Source organism: Streptomyces sp. NPDC008121 (assembly GCF_042957155.1).
GTDB lineage: Bacteria > Actinomycetota > Actinomycetes > Streptomycetales > Streptomycetaceae > Streptomyces.
Genome location: NZ_JBIBHT010000005.1, coordinates 523,880 through 544,663 on the forward strand (window position 1 = coordinate 523,880; position 20,784 = coordinate 544,663).

The window sequence follows — 20,784 nt, forward strand, 5'->3', positions numbered from 1 at the left end:
GCACGTTCCCCGCTCAGACCCGCCGCTTCCCAGGGAGTCCCACCGATGTCCACGGCCACCACCCGCAGCCACGAGCGCAGGATCAGCCCGGTCTTCCTGGCGATCCTCGCCGTCATGGGCGTCACCGGCTGGGCCGTGTGGACCGGCTTCGCGGCCTCCCCCGGGCTCGCGATCTTCCTGTTCGTGACCTCGGCGTGGGTCGTCTCGCTCTGTCTGCACGAGTACGCGCACGCCCGCACCGCCCTGCACGGCGGGGACATCACGGTCGGCGCGAAGGGCTATCTGACGCTCAACCCGCTCGCCTACACCCATGCCGTCCTGAGCATCATCCTGCCCGTCCTCTTCGTGATCATGGGCGGTATCGGTCTGCCGGGCGGCGCCGTCTTCATCGAGCAGGGCCGGGTCAAGGGCCGGTGGAAGCACAGCCTGATCTCGGCCGCGGGCCCGCTCACGAACGTCCTGTTCGCGATCGTGTGCACGGCGCCGTTCTGGCTGGACGCGCTCGACGGCGTGCCGCTCGCCTTCCAGTTCGCCCTGGCGTTCCTGGCGTTCCTCCAGGTGACGGCCGCGCTCCTGAACTTCCTGCCGGTTCCCGGGCTGGACGGTTACGGCGTGATCGAGCCCTGGCTCTCGTACAAGGTGAAGCGGCAGATCGAGCCGTACGCGCCGTACGGCTTCTTCGTGGTGATCGCGCTGCTCTTCGTGCCGGCGGTCAACGGCGCGTTCTTCGACGCGATCGACGCGCTGATGCGGGCGCTCGGCGTGCCGGAGCTGTCCCGCTACTGCGGCTCGAACCTCTACCGCTTCTGGCAGGAGCAGCCGGACCTCTGCCGGATCTGACCCGCCAGGCCGGCCCTAGGGCCTGTCTGACAATTCCCTCCTGCCCCGCGACGCCATGCACGCACTCTCGCCGCACCGGGCGCAGAGCCAAGTACATCCAGTACGACGCTCTACGCCCGGCACGCCGAGAGCACGCACCTGACGCCGCGAGGCCGCCTGCCGGCGACGGCGGGAATTGTCAGACACCCCCTAGGAAGCGGGTGACTCGCGGGCGGCGAGCTCCTCGGCCAGTTCCATGCAGCGCAGGCGGGCCGGGGAGAAGCCGTAGGGCATCTTTGCGGTGGCTTCGCCGGCGCTCATGGACTCGTTGCCCCTGCCGGAGCTCCGGCAGGCCTCGTCCTCACACTCATCGGCGGCGACGGGGTGCGACGCGTCCCATGAGTCGAAGAGCGCATCGTCGCTCCGCGCCAGGCCGGAATCCTCGATGACGGCGTGCAGCACCCTTTCGAAGGCGTGCCGTTCGGCGGCCACCCGGGCCACGCGGGGGTCGTCGACAGCGATCGTGTCATCGAGTGCCTCCTCGGCGGCATCCACACGGTCGGATTCCTCCCGCAGATCCGGGTGAGTGGCCAGGGCAACGAAACGCGTGGCCTGGACCGCCGCACCGAGCGGGCCGAAGATCCGCTCGGTGACCAACAGGCTGTCCAGATCCGCCTGACGCAGGGAGCCTTCGGGAAGATTCTCGAGGCGGCTGGTGACGAGCTCGGAGAGCAGGCCCTTCCTGCTGCCTTCGGCGCGCATGCGCCGCACGGCGGTCCGCTTCCGCCGCAGCTCCGCCTCCTGGGCGACAAGGGTCTCCTCCAGCCGTTCCAGGACGACCGCGATGCCGTCCTCGCTGTCGGCACCGGCGGAAGCCGTGTCGGCGAACGCGTCACGGATGTCGTCGAGGGCGATCCCCGCCTCGGCCATCGTGCGGATCCACAGCAGCCGGATCATGTCGTCGTAGCCGTAGCGGCGGCGGTCGTCACCGCCCCGCTCGGGCTCGGGGAGCAGGCCGATCTCGTGGTAGTGACGGATCGCCCGCGGTGTGGTGCCGGCGAAAGCCGCCGCGTCACCGATCTTGACCTGGCGCGGCGGGATGAAGGACGCGAACACGAGCAGGGCCTTCCTCAGCGGGGCGGGACGTGGGTCCCCCTAGGGACGTGGGTCCACCGGACCACATACCGCTACGGAAGGTGCAACTCCCGGAAGACCCTGGTGCCCGCGAGCCCGGCCTGGTCCGAACGGAAGACCCTAGGCCTCGGCGCGCGTCTCGGACTTGGCGCGGCGGAGGTAGTACCAGGCCATGTTCGACGAGAGGCCGGCGAGCAGCACCCAGATCACGCCGAGCCAGCTGCCCGAGACGAAGGAGACGACGGCCGCGACGACCGCGAGGGCGCAGACGGCGAGGGCGTACAGAGCGAGGCGGGGCATGGGGGTCGGCTCCTGTCCGGGTACGGCTGAGTGCCCGTCCAGTGTCCCCCATGCCCGGGAGCGCTCAGACGTCGGTGACGCGCAGGCCCGCGTGGGCCTTGTACCGGCGGTTGACGGAGATCAGGTTGGCGACGAGCGACTCGACCTGGTGGGCGTTGCGCAGGCGGCCGGCGAAGACGCCGCGCATGCCGGGGATCCGGCCGGCGAGCGCCTGGACGATCTCGACGTCGGCGCGCTCCTCGCCGAGGACCATGACGTCGGTGTCGATCTCGTCGAGGGAGGCGTCCTGGAGGAGGACGGCGGAGAGGTGGTGGAAGGCGGCGGCGACCCGGGAGTCCGGGAGCAGCGCGGCGGCCTGCTCGGCGGCCGAGCCCTCCTCGGGCTTGAGGGCGTAGGCGCCCTTCTTGTCGAAGCCGAGGGGGTTGACGCAGTCGACGACGAGCTTGCCGGCGAGCTGCTCCCGCAGGGACTCCAGCGTCCTGGCGTGTCCGTCCCACGGGACGGCGACGATCACGATGTCGCTGCGGCGGGCGCACTCGGCGTTGTCCGCGCCCTCGACGCCGAGACCGAGCTCGCCTGCCGCCGCTTCGGCGCGGTCGGCGGCGCGCGAGCCGATGATCACCTTCTGGCCGGCCTTGGCGAGGCGGTAGGCGAGGCCGCGCCCCTGGTCGCCGGTGCCGCCGAGGACGCCGACGACGAGTCCGGACACGTCGGGGAGGTCCCAGGGGTCCTTGGGCGCGGGGGTGGGGTTCGTGGAAGTCATGGCCCCGACATTACTGGCCGGTCGGCCGGGTCCCCGTCCCTTCCGGGTGGAACCCCCGGCAACCGGCCCCGCGCCCGGTCCGGCTGCGGCAGGATGCGGCTCCATGGATGCCGTACGCGTCGCACTGCTGCGGGACGTGCTCGCCGGGACCGAGTGGCCGCGGGCCGCCCGGCGGTTCGCGGGCGCCCTCCGGTCGTCCGTGGTGCCGCACCGGGGCGGCCTGCTCCTGGTCGGGACGGAGGAGTACGAGCCGTGGCACCTGGCGGCGCACCTGGTGGACGAGGCGGCCTGGTCGGGACTGCCGGAGCTGGCTCCGACCCTCGTACGGCACCGGGCGCGGCCGGGAGACCCGGCGCATCTGGCGGTGGGGCTCGGCCGCCTGGAGTCGGCGGGGCGCGGGGCGACGCTGCTGATGGTGGCGCCCGAGCGGCCGGGCGCCGGGCTCCTGGAACGCGTCCACGATGCCCGGCGGGCGGGGGCGACGGTCCTGGCCCTGGACCGCGGGGACCCGGAGGTGCGCGGTCTGGCCCATGAGGCGCTGGTGGTGGGCGCGACGGCCGACGTCGATCTGGACCTGGTCCAGCACCTGGTGAGCGCGGCGGCGGGCGAGAACAGCTTGACGTCGCCGCGCGGGCGCCGCCGTTTCCGCGATCGTCTCTCCCGGCTGGCGGACCATCTGACGGCGCCACCGCCGCCGCGCTGGTAGCGGTCCGCCGGCCCGGGGGGCGGCGGTCCGGCGGCGGCCCGGAGCACCCTGCGGGGAAAAACGGTTTGCCCTCGATGCCCGGGCCCACGGAGCATGGCCGCTCGTGATGCCAAAGCTCTCCTCCCTGCTGCCCGACCCCGCTCCGTGGCGGGCCTCGGCCGACTTCCGGCTGCTGTGGATCCAGGGCCTGGTCACGTACTTCAGCAGCTTTATGGCGCTGATCGCCCTGCCGCTGCAGATCAAGGACCTGACGGGTTCGCCGTTCGCCGTCGGCGCGATGGGGCTCGTCGAGCTGGTGCCGCTGATCGTGTTCGGGCTCTACGGCGGCGCGCTCGCCGACGCCGTCGACCGGCGCAAGGTGATCGTCGCGACCGAGGCGGGGCTGGGGTTGCTGGCCCTGATCCTGCTGGTCAACGCGATGCTCCCGTCCCCCATGCTCTGGCCGTTGTACGTCGTCGCGGCCGGTGTCTCCGCGCTGGCCGGTCTCCAGCGGCCGGCCCTGGACTCCCTGATGGCCCGGATCGTGCCGCACGAGCACCAGACGGCCGCGGCCGCCCTGAACTCGCTGCGCTGGCAGATGGGCGCCATCGCGGGACCGGCACTGGCCGGCCTGGTGGTGGCGTACGCCGGGCACGCGACCGCGTACGGCGTCACGGTCGCCGGCTTCGCCGTCTCCGTGCTGCTCTGCCGCCGGCTGGCCCCCGCGCCGCCCGCGCACGACGCCGAGAAGCCGTCGCTGCGCGGGATCGCGGAGGGCGCGCGGTACGCCTGGTCGCGGCCGGTGCTGCTGGGCACGTACGCCATCGACCTCGCGGCGATGTTCTTCGCCTTCCCGAACACGATCTTCCCGTTCCTCGCGGACGAGCTGGACGCGGAGTGGTCACTCGGTCTGATGTACGCGGCGGGCTCGGTCGGCTCGCTCGTGCTGGGGCTGACCAGCGGCTGGACGTCGAGGATCCGGCGGCACGGGCTGCTCGTGGTGTGCGGCGCGGCCGGCTGGGGGCTGGCGATCGCGGCCGCGGGCTGGTTCTCGAACGTGTGGCTCGTGCTGCTCTGCCTGGGCTTCGCGGGCGCCGGGGACATGCTGAGCGGTCTGGGCCGCTCCACGATCTGGAACCAGACGATCCCCGAGGAGCTGCGCGGCCGGCTGGCCGGCATCGAGGTCCTGTCGTACAGCGTCGGTCCGCAGCTCGGGCAGGCCCGCGCGGGCGCCATGGCCGGCTGGACGGGCACGCGGGCGGCGGTGTGGACCGGCGGCGTCGCCTGTGTCGCCTCCGTGGGCCTGCTCTGCCTCGCCCTGCCGAAGCTCCTCACCTACGACGCGACGACGGACGAGGACGCGGCGCGCCGCAAGGCCCGCCAGGAGGAGGACCGCGACCGGCAGGACCGCGGACCGGGCGCCGGCCACGGGACGGGGCGCGGCGCGGAGGAGGCCGGGGCCGGAGCCCCGGCCTGACCGGCCGGTCCGCGCGACCGCGGGCCCGCCCGGCGGGCCCGCGTCCGGAGCTCGGCTACTCCTGCGCGCCGTCCGGCCTGGAGGCGTCGTGCCACTTGGGGTCGTTCTCCCACTCCTGGTTGCGCTCCCGCGCGGTCTCCATCGCGTGGGAGGCCTCCTCACGGCTCGGGTAGGGGCCGAAGCGGTTCTTGGAGGGGCACTCCGGTCCCTCCTCGACCTTCTTGTGCTCCAGGCAGTAGTACCACTCGCCCGCCTTGCCCGCCGTGCGCTTCTTGAACAGGGCCATCGTCGGCTCCTTCCTCTGTCGCCATGCTGCCCCAGACGCGGTCGTTAGACTCGCTGGTATGTCTGGCCAGTCGCTTCTCGAACCGGGGGAGCTCTCCCCCCACCGCTCCGTTCCCGGAGCCATCCGCCGTCCCGAGTACGTCGGCAAGTCCGCTCCTACCCCGTATTCGGGCCCTGAGGTGCAGGACTCCGACACCATCGAGCGGATGCGGATCGCCGGCCGCATCGCCGCGCAGGCGATGGAGGAGGCCGCCAAGCACATCTCGCCGGGTGTGACCACGGACGAACTGGACCGGGTCGCGCACGACTTCATGTGCGACCACGGGGCGTACCCCTCCACCCTCGGCTACCGCGGCTTCCCGAAGTCGCTCTGCTCCTCGGTCAACGAGGTCATCTGCCACGGCATCCCCGACTCGACCGTCCTGCGGGACGGCGACATCGTGAACCTCGACGTCACGGCGTACATCCACGGCGTGCACGGCGACAACAACGCCACCTACCTCTGCGGCGACGTCGACGAGGAGTCGCGGCTGCTGGTGGAGCGGACCCGGGAGTCGCTGAACCGCGCCATCAAGGCCGTGAAGCCGGGCCGGCAGATCAACATCATCGGCCGGGTCATCGAGTCGTACGCCAAGCGCTTCGGCTACGGCGTCGTGCGCGACTTCACCGGACACGGCATCAACTCGTCCTTCCACTCCGGTCTGATCATCCCGCACTACGACTCCCCGCACGCGACCACCGTCATCCAGCCCGGCATGACGTTCACCATCGAGCCGATGCTGACGCTGGGCACGCACGAGTACGACATGTGGGACGACGGCTGGACCGTGGTGACGAAGGACCGGAAGCGGACGGCGCAGTTCGAGCACACGCTGGTCGTGACGGACTCCGGGGCCGAGATTCTCACGTTGCCCTGACGCGTTCGCGGGGTAGCTTTTTACCGACAGGCGGTCGGGAACCAATTGACTTAGGTAAACCTAAGTAGCAGGATCTGAGCAGGTTCCCGTCCCCATCGGTCGTTCGGCCCCGGAGGCTCGCCTTGGACACGCCCTTCTCGACGCTCATCCGCACCGCCTCGCACGAGCAGCACACCGAGGCCGAGACGTCGACCTTCATGAGCGACCTCCTCGGCGGCCGGCTGGCCGTGGACGCGTACGCGCGCTACACGGAGCAGCTCTGGTTCGTCTACCGCGCCCTGGAGGACGGCGCCGAGGCGCTGAAGGACGACCCGGTCGCCGGGCCGTTCATACAGCCGGAGCTGTTCCGTACGGCCGCGCTGGAGCAGGACCTCGCCCACCTCCGCGGGCCGGACTGGCGCGCCGCGCTCTCGCCGCTGCCCGCGACCGCCGCCTACGCCGAACGGGTGGCCGAGTGCGCCCGCACCTGGCCGGCCGGGTATGTGGCGCACCACTACACCCGCTATCTCGGCGACCTCTCGGGCGGCCAGATCATCCGGGACAAGGCGGAGCGGACCTGGGGCTTCGCGCGCAAGGGCGACGGCGTCCGGTTCTACGTCTTCGAGGAGATCGCCAACCCGGCGGCCTTCAAGCGGGGGTACCGCGAGCTGCTCGACGGTGTGAACGCCGACGACCTGGAGAAGCAGCGGATCGTCGACGAGTGCAAGCGCGCGTTCGACTTCAACGGCGCCGTCTTCCGTGAGCTGGGGAGCGAGTTCCCGCTCAGCGCGTAGCCGCCGGGAAGCGGATCAGAGCCGAGCGGTCCGGGCGGAGCGGATCAGAAGGGCACGGATCAGAGGGGTACGGATCAGAGGGGCAGCACGAGGGTCCGCTCCAGGCGGACCCGTCCGCCCAGTTCGATCACGCCGTCCGGGCCGGGGGCCGTCAGGATCTGCGACCCCCGGCCCTGCGTGATGTTCAGGGCCCGGCCGAGGGCGGCCGTGAGCAGCAGGGCCGCCGCGCCGGTCGCCTCGTCCTCGTCGACGCCGTCCCCGCGGCCCGGGAACGCCCGCGCCCGGACCCGGCCCGCGGCCTCGTCCGCCCAGGCCCAGGCGTAGACCCACTCCCCCGGCGCCGGCACGTCGAGCGCGTCGACCTCGGCCGCGGAGCCGTACTGCCGCAGGGTGCGCGCCGGGGCCCACTCGGCGCGGGCCCCGATCCAGGTGAACTCGCCGTCGCCGGTCACCCACACCTCGCCCGCCGGCGGGCGGACGACCTCCAGGTCGAGCAGCCAGGCGGCGCCGACCAGCGGGTGTCCGGCGAAGGGCAGCCGGGTGCCCGGGGTGTAGATGTCGACGTCCCCGCGCTCCGGGTCGTCCACGAACACCGTCTCGCTGAAGCCGAGTTCCTTGGCGAGCGCCTGCCGGGACGCCTCGTCGGGGCGGGCCCGCCCGTCGCGTACGACCCCGAGGGCGTTGCCGTACCGGCCGTCGCCCGCGCAGAAGACGCGCAGGACGTCGATGTCGGTGGTGGTGGCGCGGTACCGATCGGACGTGTTCATGGCGGAATTCAAGCATTCGGGCGGCCTTTTCCGCCGGTCCACCGGAGACGGCCTCCCCGCACCGGCGCGCCGCCCGTCGCGCCTCGCCGGCCATCGCGGACAAATCGCCCTGCTTGAAGGGAGCCGGCGTGTTCGGCAACTATCCGATCGGCCTGCGCGAGGGTCCGGAGGCCGGCCTGGTCGTCTGCATCCTCGCGTCGGCCACGATCCCGCCGGACAGCTGGTACGGCACGCTCCTGAAGGGCGTCTTCGACTTCCAGCCCGAACCGACGGTTCTTCAGGTCACGGTGTGGGCGCTCTATCTGATCCCGACGCTCGCGCTGTTCCTGGCCCCGGTAGGGTCGGGTCCGTCCGAGAGGGACGAGCGGGTCGAGGGGCAGAAGGCAACCGATGAGAAGGCTGAGGCGGCGGCGACCGCTGACGGCGGTCGTGACGACGACGGTGCTGGCGCTGGCGGCGAGCGGCTGCGTGACGGTGCACGGCGAGCTGGAACTGCTGCCGGCGGCGACGAAGTCCGAGGCCGAGCGGGCGCTCGCCGACTTCACGGCCGCGTACAACAAGTCCGACAAGGCGAACGATCCGGCCTTCTCCGCGGGCCGGGTCACCGGTCCGCTGGGCGAGATCAACCAGGCGGGTCTGAAGTCCCGTTCGGTGACCAGCCCGGGCAACAACGCGAACCACCGGCCGTTGGAGCTGACCGACGCGAAGTTCGTGGTGCCGAGGAAGGCGGGCTGGCCGCGCTGGTTCGTGGCGGACACCGACTCCAACCGGGACACCGACCAGGGCGCGGGGGACAACCGCTGGCTCCTGGTCTTCGTGCGCAACGGCGCCGACCAGCTGTGGGAGGTCGCCTATCTGTCGGTGCTGACGCCGGACGAGATCCCGGTGTTCGCGGCGGACAGCGGCTACGCGGTGCCCGTCCCGGCGGACTCGGGGCGGCTCGTGGTCGCGCCGAAGGATCTGGGCGGGAGGTTCGCCGCCTTCCTGCAGGGGGGCGAACAGGCGCCGTTCGCGGCGGGCCCGCACACGACGGCGTGGCGCGAGCAGCGGCAGCGGTCGGCGAAGCGGGCGGGGCTCGCGACGCAGTATCTGGACCGGGCCGAGAACTCCGGGGACTTCGCGCCGCTGGCCCTGGCCACGGAGGACGGCGGGGCGCTGGTGTTCTTCGCGACGCGCTTCTTCGAGCGGCAGACGGCCGCGCAGGGCTACCGGCCGAAGGTGGGGCCCGAGGTGAAGGCCCTGATGACCGGTGAGGTGAGGAACACGGTCACGAAGGAGTGGGTGACGAGCCAGGCGGTCCTGGCGAAGCCGGTGGGCGCGGACCGGGACGGCATCACGGTCGTGAGCCGCCTCCAGGGCGTGACGGCGGCGGTCGGGTCCTAGGGCGTGTCCCGCCCACAGGCGGGAGCGCCCCCCTGCCCGGAGGGCCACCCGGAAGCAGGCCGGACGGGACTTCGGCACACGCCCTGAGACGCGCCCCCTAGGGGGTGCCTTGTCGATCAGGCGACCCCGGCAAGCTCGGCAAGCTCGGCAAGAGGCCCCTTAGCGGCCCAGGGGCCAGGCGGCCTCGTGGTCGGTGCGGCGTTCCTCTTCCGTCTGGACGGCGGCGTGCCGGGCGCAGGCCTCGGTGAGGGTCTCCAGGAGGTTCAGCGGGTCCGGCAGGGCGTGCTCGGGGCCGCGGACCCAGGCGACGGACGGCTGCGCGTCCTCGTCACCGAGCAGGCGCGCGGGCGGTACGAGCACATAGCTGCCGCGGCAGTGCCAGCGCAGCCCCGGGTGCTCGTCCATGGTCTCGGGGTGGCAGTCCAGCTCGCAGGGCCACCACTCGTCCTCGTCCTCGGGGGTGCCCCGGGTGGCGGTGAAGAAGAGCATCCGGCCGCCGTCGCCCGCGCTCTCGCCCGCCTCGGCGACGGGGCCCACGTCGACGCCGTCGGCGAGCAGGCGCTCCAGCGCGGCGCGGCCGGCCCGGAGGGGGACGTCGAGGACGTCGTGGACCATGCCGGTGGCGGTGACGAAGTTCGCCTCGGGCTGGGCGTGGGCCCAGCGCTCGATCTGGGCGCGGTCCGTGGTCGACTGGGTCTGCCAGGCGAAGGAGACGGGGTGCCGGGCCGGGGTGGGACAGCCGATGCGTTCACAGGAGCAGCGGTAGCCGACGGGGTACGCGGCGGGGGCGAGGGGCATTCCGGCGGCGGCGGTGGCCAGGAGCAGCGTCTCGCGGCTGTTCTCGTCTTCGGCGGGGCCCGTGCGTTTGGGGCGCCTGCGCAGCCATTGTGGGAGCTTGCTCTCCGTGCCGCGGTAGCGGCCGATACCGTCGCCCATCTATCCCCTCACACCTCGTGCTCGCCCGTTCGGCTCTGCCCATGGTCCCACCATCCTGCGCTCCGGGTGACCGGACCGCCCAACCGGGGTGGGTCAACCCCGCGGCGTGAGCCCGCGCAGCACGTACCGCACGAGGGTGTCGGCGTAGGCGTGGGTCAGCGGCAGGGTGCGGTGGAGCCAGCGGTGGTTCAGGGGGCCGACCAGGAGTTCGACGGCGATACGGGGGTCGACGTCCGGGTCGACGTCCCCGGCGGCCTGGGCCCGCTCGATGCGGCGTACGTAGTACTGGAGCTGGGGTTCGAGGAGCCGTTCCACGAACCGGGCGCCGAGCTCGGGGTTGACGATGCCCTCGGCGGCCAGGGCACGGGAGGGGCCGTCGTAGACGGGGTCGTTCAGCTCGTCGACCGTGGCGCGCAGGACGTACGACAGGTCGGCGGCGAGGTCGCCGGTGTCGGGGATCTCACTGCCGGCCTCGCCTCCGAGGGCTTCGTCGGCCCGGGCGGCGAGGTCGAGGAAGGCGTCGAGGAGGACGGCGGCCTTGGAGGGCCACCAGCGGTAGATCGTCTGCTTGCCGACACCGGCGCGGGCGGCGATGCCCTCGATGGTGGTCCTGGCGTAGCCGGCCTCCGAGACGAGGGCGAGGGCGGCGTCGAAGATCGCGCGGCGGGAGCGCTCGCTGCGGCGGGAGGCGTCGGGCGCCTTGGTGTCGGGCATGGGCCCAATCTAACAGCCTGCGAGACGGCACGTCTCGCGAGAGGGGTGGTGCGGAAGGGAGGGGAGGTACGCCGCCTCGCCGCGCGGTCCCGTCGATCCGCCGCGCGGCCCCGCGTCCGCCCGCCACACCCCGCCGATATTCGGCCGAATCACCCGAACGGTTCACTGCGCGGACGCCGGAGAGGGCGGACCATGGGGCCTATCCGACCCACGTCCGTGAGGAGCCCTCATTGCGCCACACTCCGCGCGAGGCTTCGCCCCGCCGTTATCTGATGTGCCCACCCACGCACTTCCAGGTGACGTACTCCATCAACCCCTGGATGGACCCCACGAAACCGGTGGATCTGCCGCTCGCCCTCGCCCAGTGGGAGGACCTGGTGGACCGCTACCGCTCGCTCGGCCACACCGTCGAGCTGCTCGACCCGGACCCCGCCCTGCCGGACATGGTCTATGCCGCGAACGGGGCGACCGTGGTGGACGGCCGGGTGCTCGGCGCCAGGTTCGCCTACCCGGAGCGCGCGGGCGAGGCGGCCGCGCACCTGGACTGGTTCCGTACGCACGGCTACACCGACGTGCGCGAGCCTGAGCACGTCAACGAAGGCGAGGGCGACTTCGCGGTGACCTCGTCGTGGATCCTGGCCGGCCGGGGCTACCGCGCCAGCCCGCTGTCGCACGGCGAGGCGCAGGAGTTCTTCGGCCGCCCGGTGATCGGCCTCGACCTGGTGGACCCGCGCTACTACCACCTGGACACCGCCCTGTGCGTCCTGGACGACACGCGCGACGAGATCATGTACTACCCCGGCGCCTTCTCCCCCGGCAGCCGGGCCGTCCTGGCCCGCCTCTTCCCCGACGCGCTGATCGCGACGGCGGAGGACGCCGCCGCGCTGGGTCTCAACGCGGTCGGCGACGGGCGGCACGTGCTGCTCCCCCAGGCCGCGACGGGCCTCTTCGGCCCCCTGCGGGAGCGGGGCTTCACACCGGTGGGGATGGACCTGATGGAGCTCCTCAAGGGCGGCGGCAGCGTCAAGTGCTGTACGCAGGAGCTGCGGCCCCCGGCCCCACGGCCCTGACGTTCCCGCCCCGGGCCCCCGCACCGCGTGGGGTGGCGCCGGCCTCATTCCGGGGGCCAGGCGTCGCCCCACTCCGCGTCCCGTGCCGCCTTGTACAGCGTCCCGTGGCGCTTGGTGACCGTCTCCCGGGCGAGGCCGTCCGGCCCGCAGAGGTCGAGCAGGACCTGGCCCTTGCGGATCTGGGGCCTGCGGACGACCCGGGCGGCGGCCGGGTCCACCGGGAACCTGGTCGCGGCGACGTAGCTGAACTTCTCGTCCTCGTACGGCAGCGAGCCGCCCTTGACCTGCCGGTGCAGCGACGACCGGCTGACCCGCGCCGCGAAGTGGCACCAGTCCGTGCCCGGCTCGATGGGGCAGGCACCGCTGTGCGGGCACGGCGCCGCCACCGTCAGACCGGCCTCCACGAGCAGCGTGCGGGCCGCGATGATCCGTTCGTAGCCGTCGGGCGTCCCGGGCTCGACGATCACGACCGCCCGCGCCACCCGCGCCGCCTCGGCGACGACCGCCCGGCGGTCGGCCTCGGTCAGCTCCTTCAGGACGTACGACACCGTCACCAGGTCCGTGTCGTCCAGCGTCAGGGAGCCGCTGATCCTGGCCCGCCGCCACTCCGCGTCGAAGGCCCCGTCGGCCAGCTCCCGTCCGAGGGCGAGCGCCGGCTCGGCCCAGTCGAGGACGGTCGTGCGCGCCGTACCCTCCCAGGCCTCCGCGACGGCCCAGCTCGCCGCGCCCGTGCCGCCGCCGATGTCGGTGTGCGTGGCGGGCTCCCAGTCGGGCGCCGCGTCCCGCAGGGCGTCGAGCGACGCCCGTACCGCCTCGAACGTCGCCGGCATGCGGTACGCGGCGTACGCGGCGACGTCGGAGCGGTCGCGCAGGACCGGGGCGTCGGTCGGGGTGGTCCCGCGGTAGTTGGCGATCAGCCGCTCGACGGCCTGGGCGGCCTGCCGCGGCGGCAGCCCGTCGAGGAGCCCGGCGAGGGCGGCGCGCAGCGCGTCGGCGGTGGGAGGGGGCGGGGGTGCGGCGTTCACCCCCGTATTTTAGGGCGCGTGTCGGAAGTAGCGTCGTCCGCCCGCAGGGCGGGGCCGGGGGCGTCTGGTGCGTGCGATCGCAGGCGGAGGGTGGGGGCACCTCCCGCGCCGCCAGGCGCAGGGGGAGAGAGCGCAGCGGGCTGCGCCGACGACCGACAACGCGGCGTGGGGGCACCTCCCGTGCCCGAAGGGCTACGGGGGAGCGCGTGCCAGGCGCCCCCGGCCAGACGGGACTTCCGACACACGCCCTAAGCGGCCGCCGGGGTCCGCCAGGGACGGCACAGTCCCAGGAAGCAGCCGAGGGCCGCGACCGCGCAGACCAGCTGGACCACGGCCATCGGGACGGCCGTCGCCTCCCCCGCGATCCCGACGAGCGGCGAGGCCACCGCCCCGACCAGGAAGGAGGAGGTGCCGAGCAGCGCGGAGGCGGAGCCCGCCGCGTGCGGGGTGCGCATCAGGGCCTGCGCGTTGGTGTTCGGCAGCGCGAGCCCCATCGCCGACATCAGCACGAACAGGCCCGCCGCGACCGGCACCAGACCGGGCTCGCCGAACACGCCGCTCGTCAGCAGGACCAGCGCCACCGCCGCCAGCAGGATCACGCCGAGGCCCAGGCCGAGCGCCTTGTCGAGGCTGACCCGTCCGACGAGCAGCTTGCCGTTGATCTGGCCGACGGCGACGAGCCCGATGGAGTTCAGCCCGAAGAGGAGGCTGAAGGTCTGCGGCGAGGCGCCGTAGATCTCCTGGACGACGAACGGCGAGGCCGAGATGTACGCGAAGAGCGCGGCGAAGGCGAGCCCGCCGGCCAGCATGTAGCCGGTGAAGACCCGGTCGGCGAGCAGTCCGCGCATGGTGCGCAGCGCCTCGCCGACCCCGCCGGAGTGCCGCCGCTCGGGCGGCAGCGTCTCGCCGAGGAACCGCCACACCACGACGGTGAGCAGGACGCCGATGACGGCGAGGACGTGGAAGACGCCCCGCCACTCGGTCACCCGCAGGATCTGTCCGCCGATGAGGGGCGCGATGATCGGGGCGACCCCGGAGATCAGCATCAGGGTGGAGAAGAACCGGGCCATCTCGACGCCGTCGTACAGGTCGCGGACGACGGCCCGGGCGATCACGATGCCCGCCGCTCCGGCCAGGCCCTGCAGCAGCCGGAAGGCGATGAGCAGCTCGGCTGAGGGGGCGAACGCGCAGACGGCGGTGGCGGCGACGTACACGATCATGCCGATGAGCAGGGGGCGGCGGCGGCCCCACTTGTCGCTCATGGGGCCGACGACGAGCTGGCCGAGCGCCATGCCGGCGAGGCAGGCGGTGAGGGTGAGCTGGACGGTCGCGGCGGGTGAGCGCAGCGACTCGGTGACCTCCGGCAGCGCGGGCAGGTACATGTCCATGGAGAGCGGCGGGAGGGCCGTGAGTCCGCCCAGGACGAGGGTGACGAGCAGCCCCGCGCGCCGGGCGGCGGCGACGGGGGTGGGGACTATCGGGCCTTGCGCCGTTGTCGGGCCGCTCTCCGGCATGGACTGCTCTCCGTTTCGTTGAAACTTTCCCTATGCTCTCAGCTCGTCCGGAGTGGTAGAGACCTTGTAGGGGTGGGGCATGGGCGGGACCGTACGGTGGGGCGTGCTGGCGACGGGTGGCATCGCGGCGCAGTTCACCACCGATCTGATGGCGATGGAAGACGCGGAGGTGGTCGCCGTGGCCTCCCGTACGGAGGCGTCCGCGCGGGTCTTCGCCGACCGCTTCGGGATCCCCCGGGCGTACGGCTCCTGGAGCGCGCTCGCCGCCGACCCGGAGGTCGACGTGGTGTACGTGGCGACCCCGCACCACGCGCACCGGGCGGCCGCCGGGCTCGCCCTGGAGGCGGGGAAGGCGGTGCTGTGCGAGAAGGCGCTCACGATCCACGCGGGCGAGGCGGAGGAGCTGGTCGGGCTCGCCCGGGAGCGCGGCCTGTTCCTGATGGAGGCCATGTGGATGTACTGCAACCCGCTGGTCCGGCGGATGCGGAAGCTGGTCGCGGACGGCGCGATCGGCGAGGTCCGCACGGTGCAGGCGGACTTCGGGCTCGCCGGCCCGTTCGCCGCGGACCACCGGCTGCGCGACCCGGCGGTCGGCGGCGGGGCGCTGCTGGACCTCGGGGTCTATCCGGTCTCCTTCGCCCAGCTGCTGCTCGGCGAGCCGGACTCCGTACAGGCGCACGCGCTGCTGTCCCCGGAGGGCGTGGACCTGAACACCGGGATGCTGCTGGGCTGGTCGGACTCCGGCGCGTCCGCGCTGCTGTCCTGCTCGATCGTCGCCGACACCCCGATGACGGCGTCGGTGACGGGCACGAAGGGCCGGATCGACGTCCCGCACGGCTTCTTCCATCCGGAGCGTTTCACGCTGCACCGCGCCGACGGGAGCGCGGAGGAGTTCGCGATCGCGGGCGACGGGCCCGTCGAGCGGCACTCCCTCCGGTACGAGGCGGCGGAGGTCATGCGGTGTCTGCGGGCGGGCGAGACCGAGTCGCCGCTGGTGCCGCTGGACGGGTCGCTCGCGGTGATGCGGACGCTCGACGCGGTACGGGACCGCATCGGCGTCCGCTACCCCCAGGAGGCGGCTCACCCGGCGCGGGCCCTCCCCTCGGCGCCCCGCACGCCGCCGCCGACCGCGGGCCTCGCGGTCACGCCGGCCTGAGGCCCGGGTCGCCGGCCTCGGTGACGAAGGACCCGGCGGTGGTGACCGGGGCGCCCGGGGTCGTGACGGCCGCGACCGTACGGAAGTCGGCGCGGGCACTCCGCTCGCCGAGCGCCACCGTCACGTAGCCGCGCCGCCCGTTGTAGAACCGCAGGTGCGGGTTGGCGCCGGTGAGGTCGTCGTAGTTGGCGGGCCGGTCGGCGCCGTCCTTGCCGCTGCTGATGGAGGTGGCGACGATCTCGGTGCCGACGGTCCGGGAGGCCGGGTCGCGGAAGTCGGCCTTGATGTCGAGGCCGTAGCCGACGTGGACGTCGCCGGTGAGGACCATCAGGTTCTCCACTCCGGCGGCGGCCGCCCCGTCGAGGACGCGGCGCCGGGAGGCCGGGTAGCCGTCCCAGGAGTCCATCGACACCGTGTGGCCGGGGGTCGAGTTGCTGCGGCGCTCGGAGAAGACGACCTGCTGGGGGACGACGTTCCAGCGGGCGTCGGAGGCGCGCCAGCCGTCGAGCAGCCAGCGCTCCTGGGTCGCGCCGGTCATGGTGCGCGCGGGGTCCTCGGACTCCGGGCCCGGCACCCGCCAGCCGTCGCCGTACGCCTGGTCGGAGCGGTACTGGCGGGTGTCGAGGATGTCGAACTGGGCGAGCCGGCCGAAGCGCAGCCGGCGGTAGAGCCGCATGTCGGGGCCGTCGGGCCGCTGGGGGGCCCGCAGGGGCTGGTTCTCCCAGTAGGCGCGGTAGGCGGCGGCGCGGCGGAGCAGGAACTCCTCCGGCGGCACGTCGTTCTCGGGGGTCTCGTCCGCGTAGTTGTTCTCGGTCTCGTGGTCGTCCCAGGTGACGACGAAGGGGTGGGCCGCGTGGGCGGCCCGCAGGTCGGCGTCCGACTTGTAGAGGGCGTAGCGCAGCCGGTAGTCCTCCAGGGTGAGGGTCTCCCGGGCGAAGACGGCGGGCAGGCGCCGGTCGGTGTAGGCACGGGCGCCGCCGGTGGCGTTCACGGCGTACTCGTAGAGGTAGTCGCCGAGGTGGAAGACGACGTCCACGTCCTCCTGGGCGAGGTGGCGGTAGGCGGTGAAGTAGCCGTCGTGGTACGCCTGGCAGGAGACGGCGGCGAGGGTGAGCCCCGCGATCCGGGCGCCGGGGGCGGGCGCGGTGCGGGTGCGGCCGACGGGGCTGATCCGGTCGCCGACGCGGAAGCGGTAGAAGTAGGGCCGGTCGGGGGCGAGAGCGGTGACCTCGACGTGGACGGTGTGGTCGAACTCCGGGTGCGCGGTGGCCGTGCCGCGACGCACGACGCGCGTGAAGCGCTCGTCGTGGGCCAGCTCCCAGCGGACGGCGACCCGTGCGCGGGGCAGTCCGCCGCCGCTCTCGAAGGGCCGGGGCGCGAGCCGGGTCCACAGCAGGACGGAGCCGGGCAGCGGGTCGCCGGAGGCCACGCCCAGGGTGAAGGGGTCCTCGGTGATCCGGCGGCCGTCCAGCTCGGCGGCGCTCGCCGCGCCGGCGGCCGGGAGGTTGACGGCGAAGGCGAGCGCGGCGGCGGCGCCGGCGGTGGTGAGGAATCTGCGGCGGCCGTAGTGCCGGGCGGCCGCGCGGAGTTCGTCGGTGTGGGTCTGTGCGTACGTCATGTGCCCCTCCCCTGACGGATGGTGTCCCTCCGGTATTGGAGTGGGGCGGGACGTCCCAGGGTTGTCGGGTACAGAACATCCGCGTGTCGGACGGATGAGTTCCCTGTGCACCGATCTCCCGTACGCTGCGCGCCCATGAGCACTGAGTCGCGCATCGCGGTGGTGACGGGAGCGGGATCGGGCATCGGCCGGAGTGTGGCCGTGGCCCTGGCCGAGGCGGGCTGGTCGGTGGCGCTGGCGGGCCGCCGGCGCGAGCCTCTGGAGGAAACGGCGGCCTCCGCCCCGTCCTCCGACGTCCTGTGCGTCCCGACGGACGTGACCTCACCGGATCAGGTGACGGATCTCTTCGCGGCGGTACGGGAGCGGTTCGGCCGGGTCGACCTGCTCTTCAACAACGCCGGCACCTTCGCGGGCGGCGGGGTCCCGGTCGAGGAGCTGACGTACGAGACCTGGCGCTCGGTCGTGGACGTGAACCTGACGGGTTCGTTCCTCTGCGCCCAGGCCGCCTTCCGGGCCATGAAGGAGCAGGACCCGAGGGGCGGCCGGATCATCAACAACGGCTCGATCTCGGCCCATGTGCCGCGCCCGCACTCGATCGCGTACACGGCGACGAAGCACGCCATGACGGGACTGACGAAGTCGCTGTCGCTGGACGGCCGGCCGTACCGGATCGCGTGCGGGCAGATCGACATCGGCAACGCGGCGACGGAGATGACGGCGCGGATGCAGTCGGGGATCCTGCAGGCCAACGGGGAGCTGGCGCCGGAGCCGGTGATGGACGCGGCGGACGTGGCGGCGACGGTGGTGCACATGGCGGGCCTGCCGCTGGAGGCGAACGTCCAGTTCGCGACGGTGATGGCGACGTCGATGCCGTACATCGGCCGGGGGTAGGGCGGAAAGGCCCTCCCTCTCCGCGACCCGGGGCGGGGTACGGACGGCGGGCCCGGAGGGCACCGGGCCCGGAGAGGGGCGTGGCCCTACGCCTGGCCGGTCTCGAAGCGGAGGATCTTGCCGTCCTCCACGACGAAGCGCCAGCGGGTGCGCATCTCGCCCCAGGTGTCGTTGCGGAACCGGGCGACGAGGGCGTGGCCGTCCTCCTTCACGGACTCGATCTCCATGTGCCCGCGCGAGGAGAAGATCTCCTTCTCCGTCCACTCGGCGAGGTCACGGTCGGAGCCGTCGTCGGACATGGTCGCGCCGGGGGCCAGCGCGGCCTGGAAGGCAGCCTGGTCGTTGGCGTTGAGCGCGCTCACGAAGGCGCGCACGGCGGGGTCGCCGAGCTTCTCCACGGGGATGGTCATGGGCCTACCCGTACACCGGTCCGCCCGGATCCCGGCGGATCCCGGGCCGCGGCACGGCCCGCGCGGGGGGACGGACTCGGCCACCTGGACGAGCCGACCGGTCCCGGCCCGCAGGGGCGTCCGCCCTGGCACGCTGGGCACCATGACCGACACCTGGGCCACCATCACCCGCCTGCACACCTGGCTGAACGGCCACCAGGACCTGCCGCCAGGCCAGGACGTCCTGCTGCGCGTCCTGAAGCTCTCGGAGGAGGTCGGCGAGGTGGCGGAGGCCGTGATCGGGGCGACGGGGCAGAACCCGCGCAAGGGGACGTCGCACACCTGGGGGGACGTCGAGGCCGAGCTGTGCGATGTGATCATCACGGCGATGGTGGCCCTGCGGACGCTGACCCCGGACGCGGCCGAGGTCTTCGCGGGCCACGTCCGGCGGGTGGCGGAGCGGTCGTCGACGGACTGACGCACCGCGTCGGGAACGGCGGGCGCGGCCGGGGCGGCGATGGCCGTCGCCGGTGGCGGCGCCGCGCGGCTGTCGCGCTGTCAGTGCCGTGCGCGATCCTGGGAGCATGCCCATGCCCCGAGCAGCCTGCCCCGTCTGTGGCCGTACCGTCGCCCTCATGCCCACGAAGAGGGTGGGGCACGGCGTGGTCGTCGACCACAAGCGCGAACGGAAGTCCCTCATGCTCTGCGCCGGTTCGGAGACCCACCTGCCCCTCGCCGAGGCGACGGCGTGGCAGCTGGCACTGGAGGGGGGCGAGCCGACGCCCGCCCGTCCCGACGAGACGATGCCGCTCTTCTGAGGTCGCCCGTCCGGGGGGACGTTCCCGGCGAGGCGTTCCACCGTCCGGCCGGGCCGGCACCGACCCGGCGGAGCGTTAGGGGACGCCTCGGCCGGCCCCTCCACCGGGGCCGGCCGAGGCACATCGCGTTCAGGCGGCCGTCGGCGGCCCGGGCGGGAAGGGGATCTCGGAGAGCAGCGGCAACAGCGACTCCTCCTCGTAGTCAAGGTGGGCGTTCAGCTCCGAGGACATCCGGGCCAGCTCCTTGCGGAACCGCTCCGGGTCGGCACTGGTGATGTCGGAAAGCAACGCGCTCAGCTCCTGCTGCAGCCGCGCCACCGTGACGTGTTCGGTCCGCAGCCGCTCGAAGACGTCAGCCAGGTGCGGGTTGTGGGCCGCGAGCGCGGGCAACAAGTGGGCGTCCTCACCGGTGTGGTGGACCTCCAGCGTCTGGCAGAAGGCCAGGCAGTGCTGGCGGATCTGGAGCCCGAGCCCCACCGTCGGCACCGCCCCCTCGCCCTCGTGCGCGGCGGCCTTCGCGAAGTACTCGTCCACCTCGGCACTCACGTGCCGCAGCTGTCCGCGCAGCCACACGTGCACCTCGACCACCTTGTCGGCCAGGCTCCGCACCTCCGCCGGGCCCTCGCCCGGAGCGGGGTCGCTCTTCTGCAGCGCCACCACGGGCAGGACACGGCTGGTGTTCTTCTGGTACTCGGCGTAGCCCGGCTGCGAGGCCACCACGTGTGCGAACAGCCGGTCGCGGTCCGCGCCTTCGGCCGGCACCGCGACCGCCTCGAAGGAGTCGGCGCCGATCTCCACCTGCACCAGTGGGTTCGCGAGCACGTTGTGGTACCAGTCGGGGTGTTTGGGTCCGCCCAGGTTGGAGCCGACGACCAAGAGCGCGTCGCCATGGGGCACATAGCCCAGCGGGGTGGTCCGCTCCTCGCCTGACCTGGCGCCGGTGGTGGTGAGCAGCAGCAGGTCACTGCCCTCGAAATAGCCGCCGACCTTTCCCTGGTTCGCGCGGAACTCGGCGATGACGGACTCATTGAAGGACATACGAGGTCGGACTCCTTGTGAGGCGACAGAAGAAGGAAGAGGGAGGGGAGGGGGGAGGTGCGAGCCCGCGCATGGGGCCGCACCAGCGACAGAGGTGCTGGAAACGGCACGCCGGAACGGCAGTGCGGACACGGAGTAAGGGGGCACGGCCGACTAGAGCAGCGGTGCGGGCACGCCGAGGTGCCTGTCAGGCAGAGCCTGTGAGGAGAGAACCCATGGGATGGTCCCTGCTGTGCGGGTGGTCACCCGATCACCGGCCGGGCCAGATCTCTTTGGCCGGTGCCACGCGCCACAGTTCGTATTAGAACGAGC

General features: G+C 72.9%; 23 protein-coding genes and 1 pseudogene. 12 read left to right on the plus strand and 12 right to left on the minus strand.

Going from position 1 to position 20,784, the window contains the following annotated elements; translation table 11 throughout:
* The first annotated feature begins 45 nt into the window (after positions 1 to 45).
* Positions 46 to 840 carry a site-2 protease family protein gene (locus ACFZBD_RS19915; RefSeq protein WP_391140922.1) on the plus strand — a complete coding sequence of 265 codons (795 nt, stop codon included), beginning with the start codon at positions 46 to 48 and terminating at the stop codon, positions 838 to 840.
* A gap of 189 nt (positions 841 to 1,029) precedes the next feature.
* Here the strand turns inward: ACFZBD_RS19915 and ACFZBD_RS19920 are convergent, their stop codons facing one another.
* The 3 genes from ACFZBD_RS19920 to npdG form a co-directional block, all read right to left on the minus strand.
* Positions 1,030 to 1,935, minus strand: coding sequence for a MerR family DNA-binding transcriptional regulator (locus ACFZBD_RS19920; protein WP_391140924.1), 906 nt, complete (start codon positions 1,933 to 1,935; stop codon positions 1,030 to 1,032).
* A 138-nt stretch (positions 1,936 to 2,073) separates the two neighbouring features.
* Complete coding sequence (locus tag ACFZBD_RS19925) at positions 2,074 to 2,253, minus strand: hypothetical protein (RefSeq protein WP_391140925.1); 180 nt, start codon at positions 2,251 to 2,253, stop codon at positions 2,074 to 2,076.
* Between the two features lie 64 nt (positions 2,254 to 2,317).
* Positions 2,318 to 3,016: an NADPH-dependent F420 reductase gene (gene npdG, locus ACFZBD_RS19930; protein WP_391140927.1), complete on the minus strand. Its 699-nt coding sequence runs from the start codon at positions 3,014 to 3,016 to the stop codon at positions 2,318 to 2,320.
* Positions 3,017 to 3,119: 103 nt separating this feature from the next.
* Between npdG and ACFZBD_RS19935 the strand changes: the two genes are divergently transcribed.
* Positions 3,120 to 3,722 (plus strand): hypothetical protein, encoded by a 603-nt coding sequence (locus ACFZBD_RS19935; protein ID WP_391140928.1) that lies wholly within the window; start codon positions 3,120 to 3,122, stop codon positions 3,720 to 3,722.
* 106 nt (positions 3,723 to 3,828) lie between these two features.
* Positions 3,829 to 5,178, plus strand: coding sequence for an MFS transporter (locus tag ACFZBD_RS19940; protein WP_391141221.1), 1,350 nt, complete (start codon positions 3,829 to 3,831; stop codon positions 5,176 to 5,178).
* 55 nt (positions 5,179 to 5,233) lie between these two features.
* Here the strand turns inward: ACFZBD_RS19940 and ACFZBD_RS19945 are convergent, their stop codons facing one another.
* Complete coding sequence (locus ACFZBD_RS19945; protein ID WP_391140930.1) at positions 5,234 to 5,464, minus strand: hypothetical protein; 231 nt, start codon at positions 5,462 to 5,464, stop codon at positions 5,234 to 5,236.
* Positions 5,465 to 5,522: 58 nt separating this feature from the next.
* Here ACFZBD_RS19945 and map point away from each other — a divergent pair, with 58 nt between their 5' ends.
* Positions 5,523 to 6,380: a type I methionyl aminopeptidase gene (gene map, locus ACFZBD_RS19950; RefSeq protein WP_391140932.1), complete on the plus strand. Its 858-nt coding sequence runs from the start codon at positions 5,523 to 5,525 to the stop codon at positions 6,378 to 6,380.
* 122 nt (positions 6,381 to 6,502) lie between these two features.
* A complete protein-coding gene (locus ACFZBD_RS19955; RefSeq protein ID WP_391140933.1) occupies positions 6,503 to 7,153 on the plus strand; it encodes a biliverdin-producing heme oxygenase in 651 nt (216 codons plus the stop codon).
* 74 nt (positions 7,154 to 7,227) lie between these two features.
* Here ACFZBD_RS19955 and ACFZBD_RS19960 read toward each other — a convergent pair whose 3' ends face one another.
* Positions 7,228 to 7,920, minus strand: a complete 693-nt coding sequence (locus ACFZBD_RS19960) for a PhzF family phenazine biosynthesis protein (RefSeq protein WP_391140934.1) — start codon at positions 7,918 to 7,920, stop codon at positions 7,228 to 7,230.
* A 197-nt stretch (positions 7,921 to 8,117) separates the two neighbouring features.
* Here ACFZBD_RS19960 and ACFZBD_RS19965 point away from each other — a divergent pair.
* Both ACFZBD_RS19965 and ACFZBD_RS19970 read left to right on the plus strand, forming a co-directional pair.
* A pseudogene (locus ACFZBD_RS19965) lies at positions 8,118 to 8,262 on the plus strand (iron transporter); the annotation flags it as partial.
* 48 nt (positions 8,263 to 8,310) lie between these two features.
* Positions 8,311 to 9,303, plus strand: a complete 993-nt coding sequence (locus ACFZBD_RS19970) for a hypothetical protein (RefSeq protein WP_391140935.1) — start codon at positions 8,311 to 8,313, stop codon at positions 9,301 to 9,303.
* A 159-nt stretch (positions 9,304 to 9,462) separates the two neighbouring features.
* Here the strand turns inward: ACFZBD_RS19970 and ACFZBD_RS19975 are convergent, their stop codons facing one another.
* On the minus strand, positions 9,463 to 10,239 hold the full coding sequence (locus ACFZBD_RS19975; protein ID WP_391140937.1) for a bifunctional DNA primase/polymerase: 777 nt from the start codon (positions 10,237 to 10,239) through the stop codon (positions 9,463 to 9,465).
* Between the two features lie 93 nt (positions 10,240 to 10,332).
* The gene (locus ACFZBD_RS19980; RefSeq protein WP_391140938.1) at positions 10,333 to 10,953 is read right to left on the minus strand and encodes a TetR/AcrR family transcriptional regulator C-terminal ligand-binding domain-containing protein; all 621 of its coding nucleotides are present in this window, start codon (positions 10,951 to 10,953) and stop codon (positions 10,333 to 10,335) included.
* 230 nt (positions 10,954 to 11,183) lie between these two features.
* Here ACFZBD_RS19980 and ddaH point away from each other — a divergent pair, with 230 nt between their 5' ends.
* Positions 11,184 to 12,023 (plus strand): dimethylargininase, encoded by an 840-nt coding sequence (gene ddaH, locus ACFZBD_RS19985; protein ID WP_391140939.1) that lies wholly within the window; start codon positions 11,184 to 11,186, stop codon positions 12,021 to 12,023.
* Positions 12,024 to 12,067: 44 nt separating this feature from the next.
* Here the strand turns inward: ddaH and ACFZBD_RS19990 are convergent, their stop codons facing one another.
* Both ACFZBD_RS19990 and ACFZBD_RS19995 read right to left on the minus strand, forming a co-directional pair.
* The gene (locus ACFZBD_RS19990; RefSeq protein WP_391140941.1) at positions 12,068 to 13,048 is read right to left on the minus strand and encodes a small ribosomal subunit Rsm22 family protein; all 981 of its coding nucleotides are present in this window, start codon (positions 13,046 to 13,048) and stop codon (positions 12,068 to 12,070) included.
* 248 nt (positions 13,049 to 13,296) lie between these two features.
* Positions 13,297 to 14,562, minus strand: a complete 1,266-nt coding sequence (locus ACFZBD_RS19995) for a Bcr/CflA family multidrug efflux MFS transporter (RefSeq protein ID WP_391140942.1) — start codon at positions 14,560 to 14,562, stop codon at positions 13,297 to 13,299.
* Between the two features lie 79 nt (positions 14,563 to 14,641).
* Between ACFZBD_RS19995 and ACFZBD_RS20000 the strand changes: the two genes are divergently transcribed.
* On the plus strand, positions 14,642 to 15,718 hold the full coding sequence (locus ACFZBD_RS20000) for a Gfo/Idh/MocA family oxidoreductase (protein WP_391140944.1): 1,077 nt from the start codon (positions 14,642 to 14,644) through the stop codon (positions 15,716 to 15,718).
* Here the strand turns inward: ACFZBD_RS20000 and ACFZBD_RS20005 are convergent.
* Positions 15,705 to 17,336: an alkaline phosphatase D family protein gene (locus ACFZBD_RS20005; RefSeq protein ID WP_391140946.1), complete on the minus strand. Its 1,632-nt coding sequence runs from the start codon at positions 17,334 to 17,336 to the stop codon at positions 15,705 to 15,707. The two genes, ACFZBD_RS20000 and ACFZBD_RS20005, sit on opposite strands and share 14 nt — an antisense overlap.
* Before the next feature lie 135 nt (positions 17,337 to 17,471).
* Between ACFZBD_RS20005 and ACFZBD_RS20010 the strand changes: the two genes are divergently transcribed.
* Positions 17,472 to 18,227: an SDR family NAD(P)-dependent oxidoreductase gene (locus tag ACFZBD_RS20010; protein ID WP_391140948.1), complete on the plus strand. Its 756-nt coding sequence runs from the start codon at positions 17,472 to 17,474 to the stop codon at positions 18,225 to 18,227.
* A gap of 86 nt (positions 18,228 to 18,313) precedes the next feature.
* On the opposite strand, the gene ACFZBD_RS20015 is transcribed toward ACFZBD_RS20010, so the two are convergent.
* Positions 18,314 to 18,637 carry a nuclear transport factor 2 family protein gene (locus ACFZBD_RS20015; RefSeq protein WP_391140949.1) on the minus strand — a complete coding sequence of 108 codons (324 nt, stop codon included), beginning with the start codon at positions 18,635 to 18,637 and terminating at the stop codon, positions 18,314 to 18,316.
* Between the two features lie 142 nt (positions 18,638 to 18,779).
* Between ACFZBD_RS20015 and ACFZBD_RS20020 the strand changes: the two genes are divergently transcribed.
* Positions 18,780 to 19,094, plus strand: coding sequence for a MazG-like family protein (locus tag ACFZBD_RS20020; protein ID WP_391140950.1), 315 nt, complete (start codon positions 18,780 to 18,782; stop codon positions 19,092 to 19,094).
* Between the two features lie 157 nt (positions 19,095 to 19,251).
* On the plus strand, positions 19,252 to 19,434 hold the full coding sequence (locus tag ACFZBD_RS20025; protein WP_391140951.1) for a hypothetical protein: 183 nt from the start codon (positions 19,252 to 19,254) through the stop codon (positions 19,432 to 19,434).
* A 129-nt stretch (positions 19,435 to 19,563) separates the two neighbouring features.
* Here the strand turns inward: ACFZBD_RS20025 and ACFZBD_RS20030 are convergent, their stop codons facing one another.
* Entirely contained in the window at positions 19,564 to 20,472 is a 909-nt protein-coding gene (locus tag ACFZBD_RS20030) for a nitroreductase/quinone reductase family protein (RefSeq protein WP_391140953.1), read from the minus strand.
* Between the last annotated feature and the right edge of the window lie 312 nt (positions 20,473 to 20,784).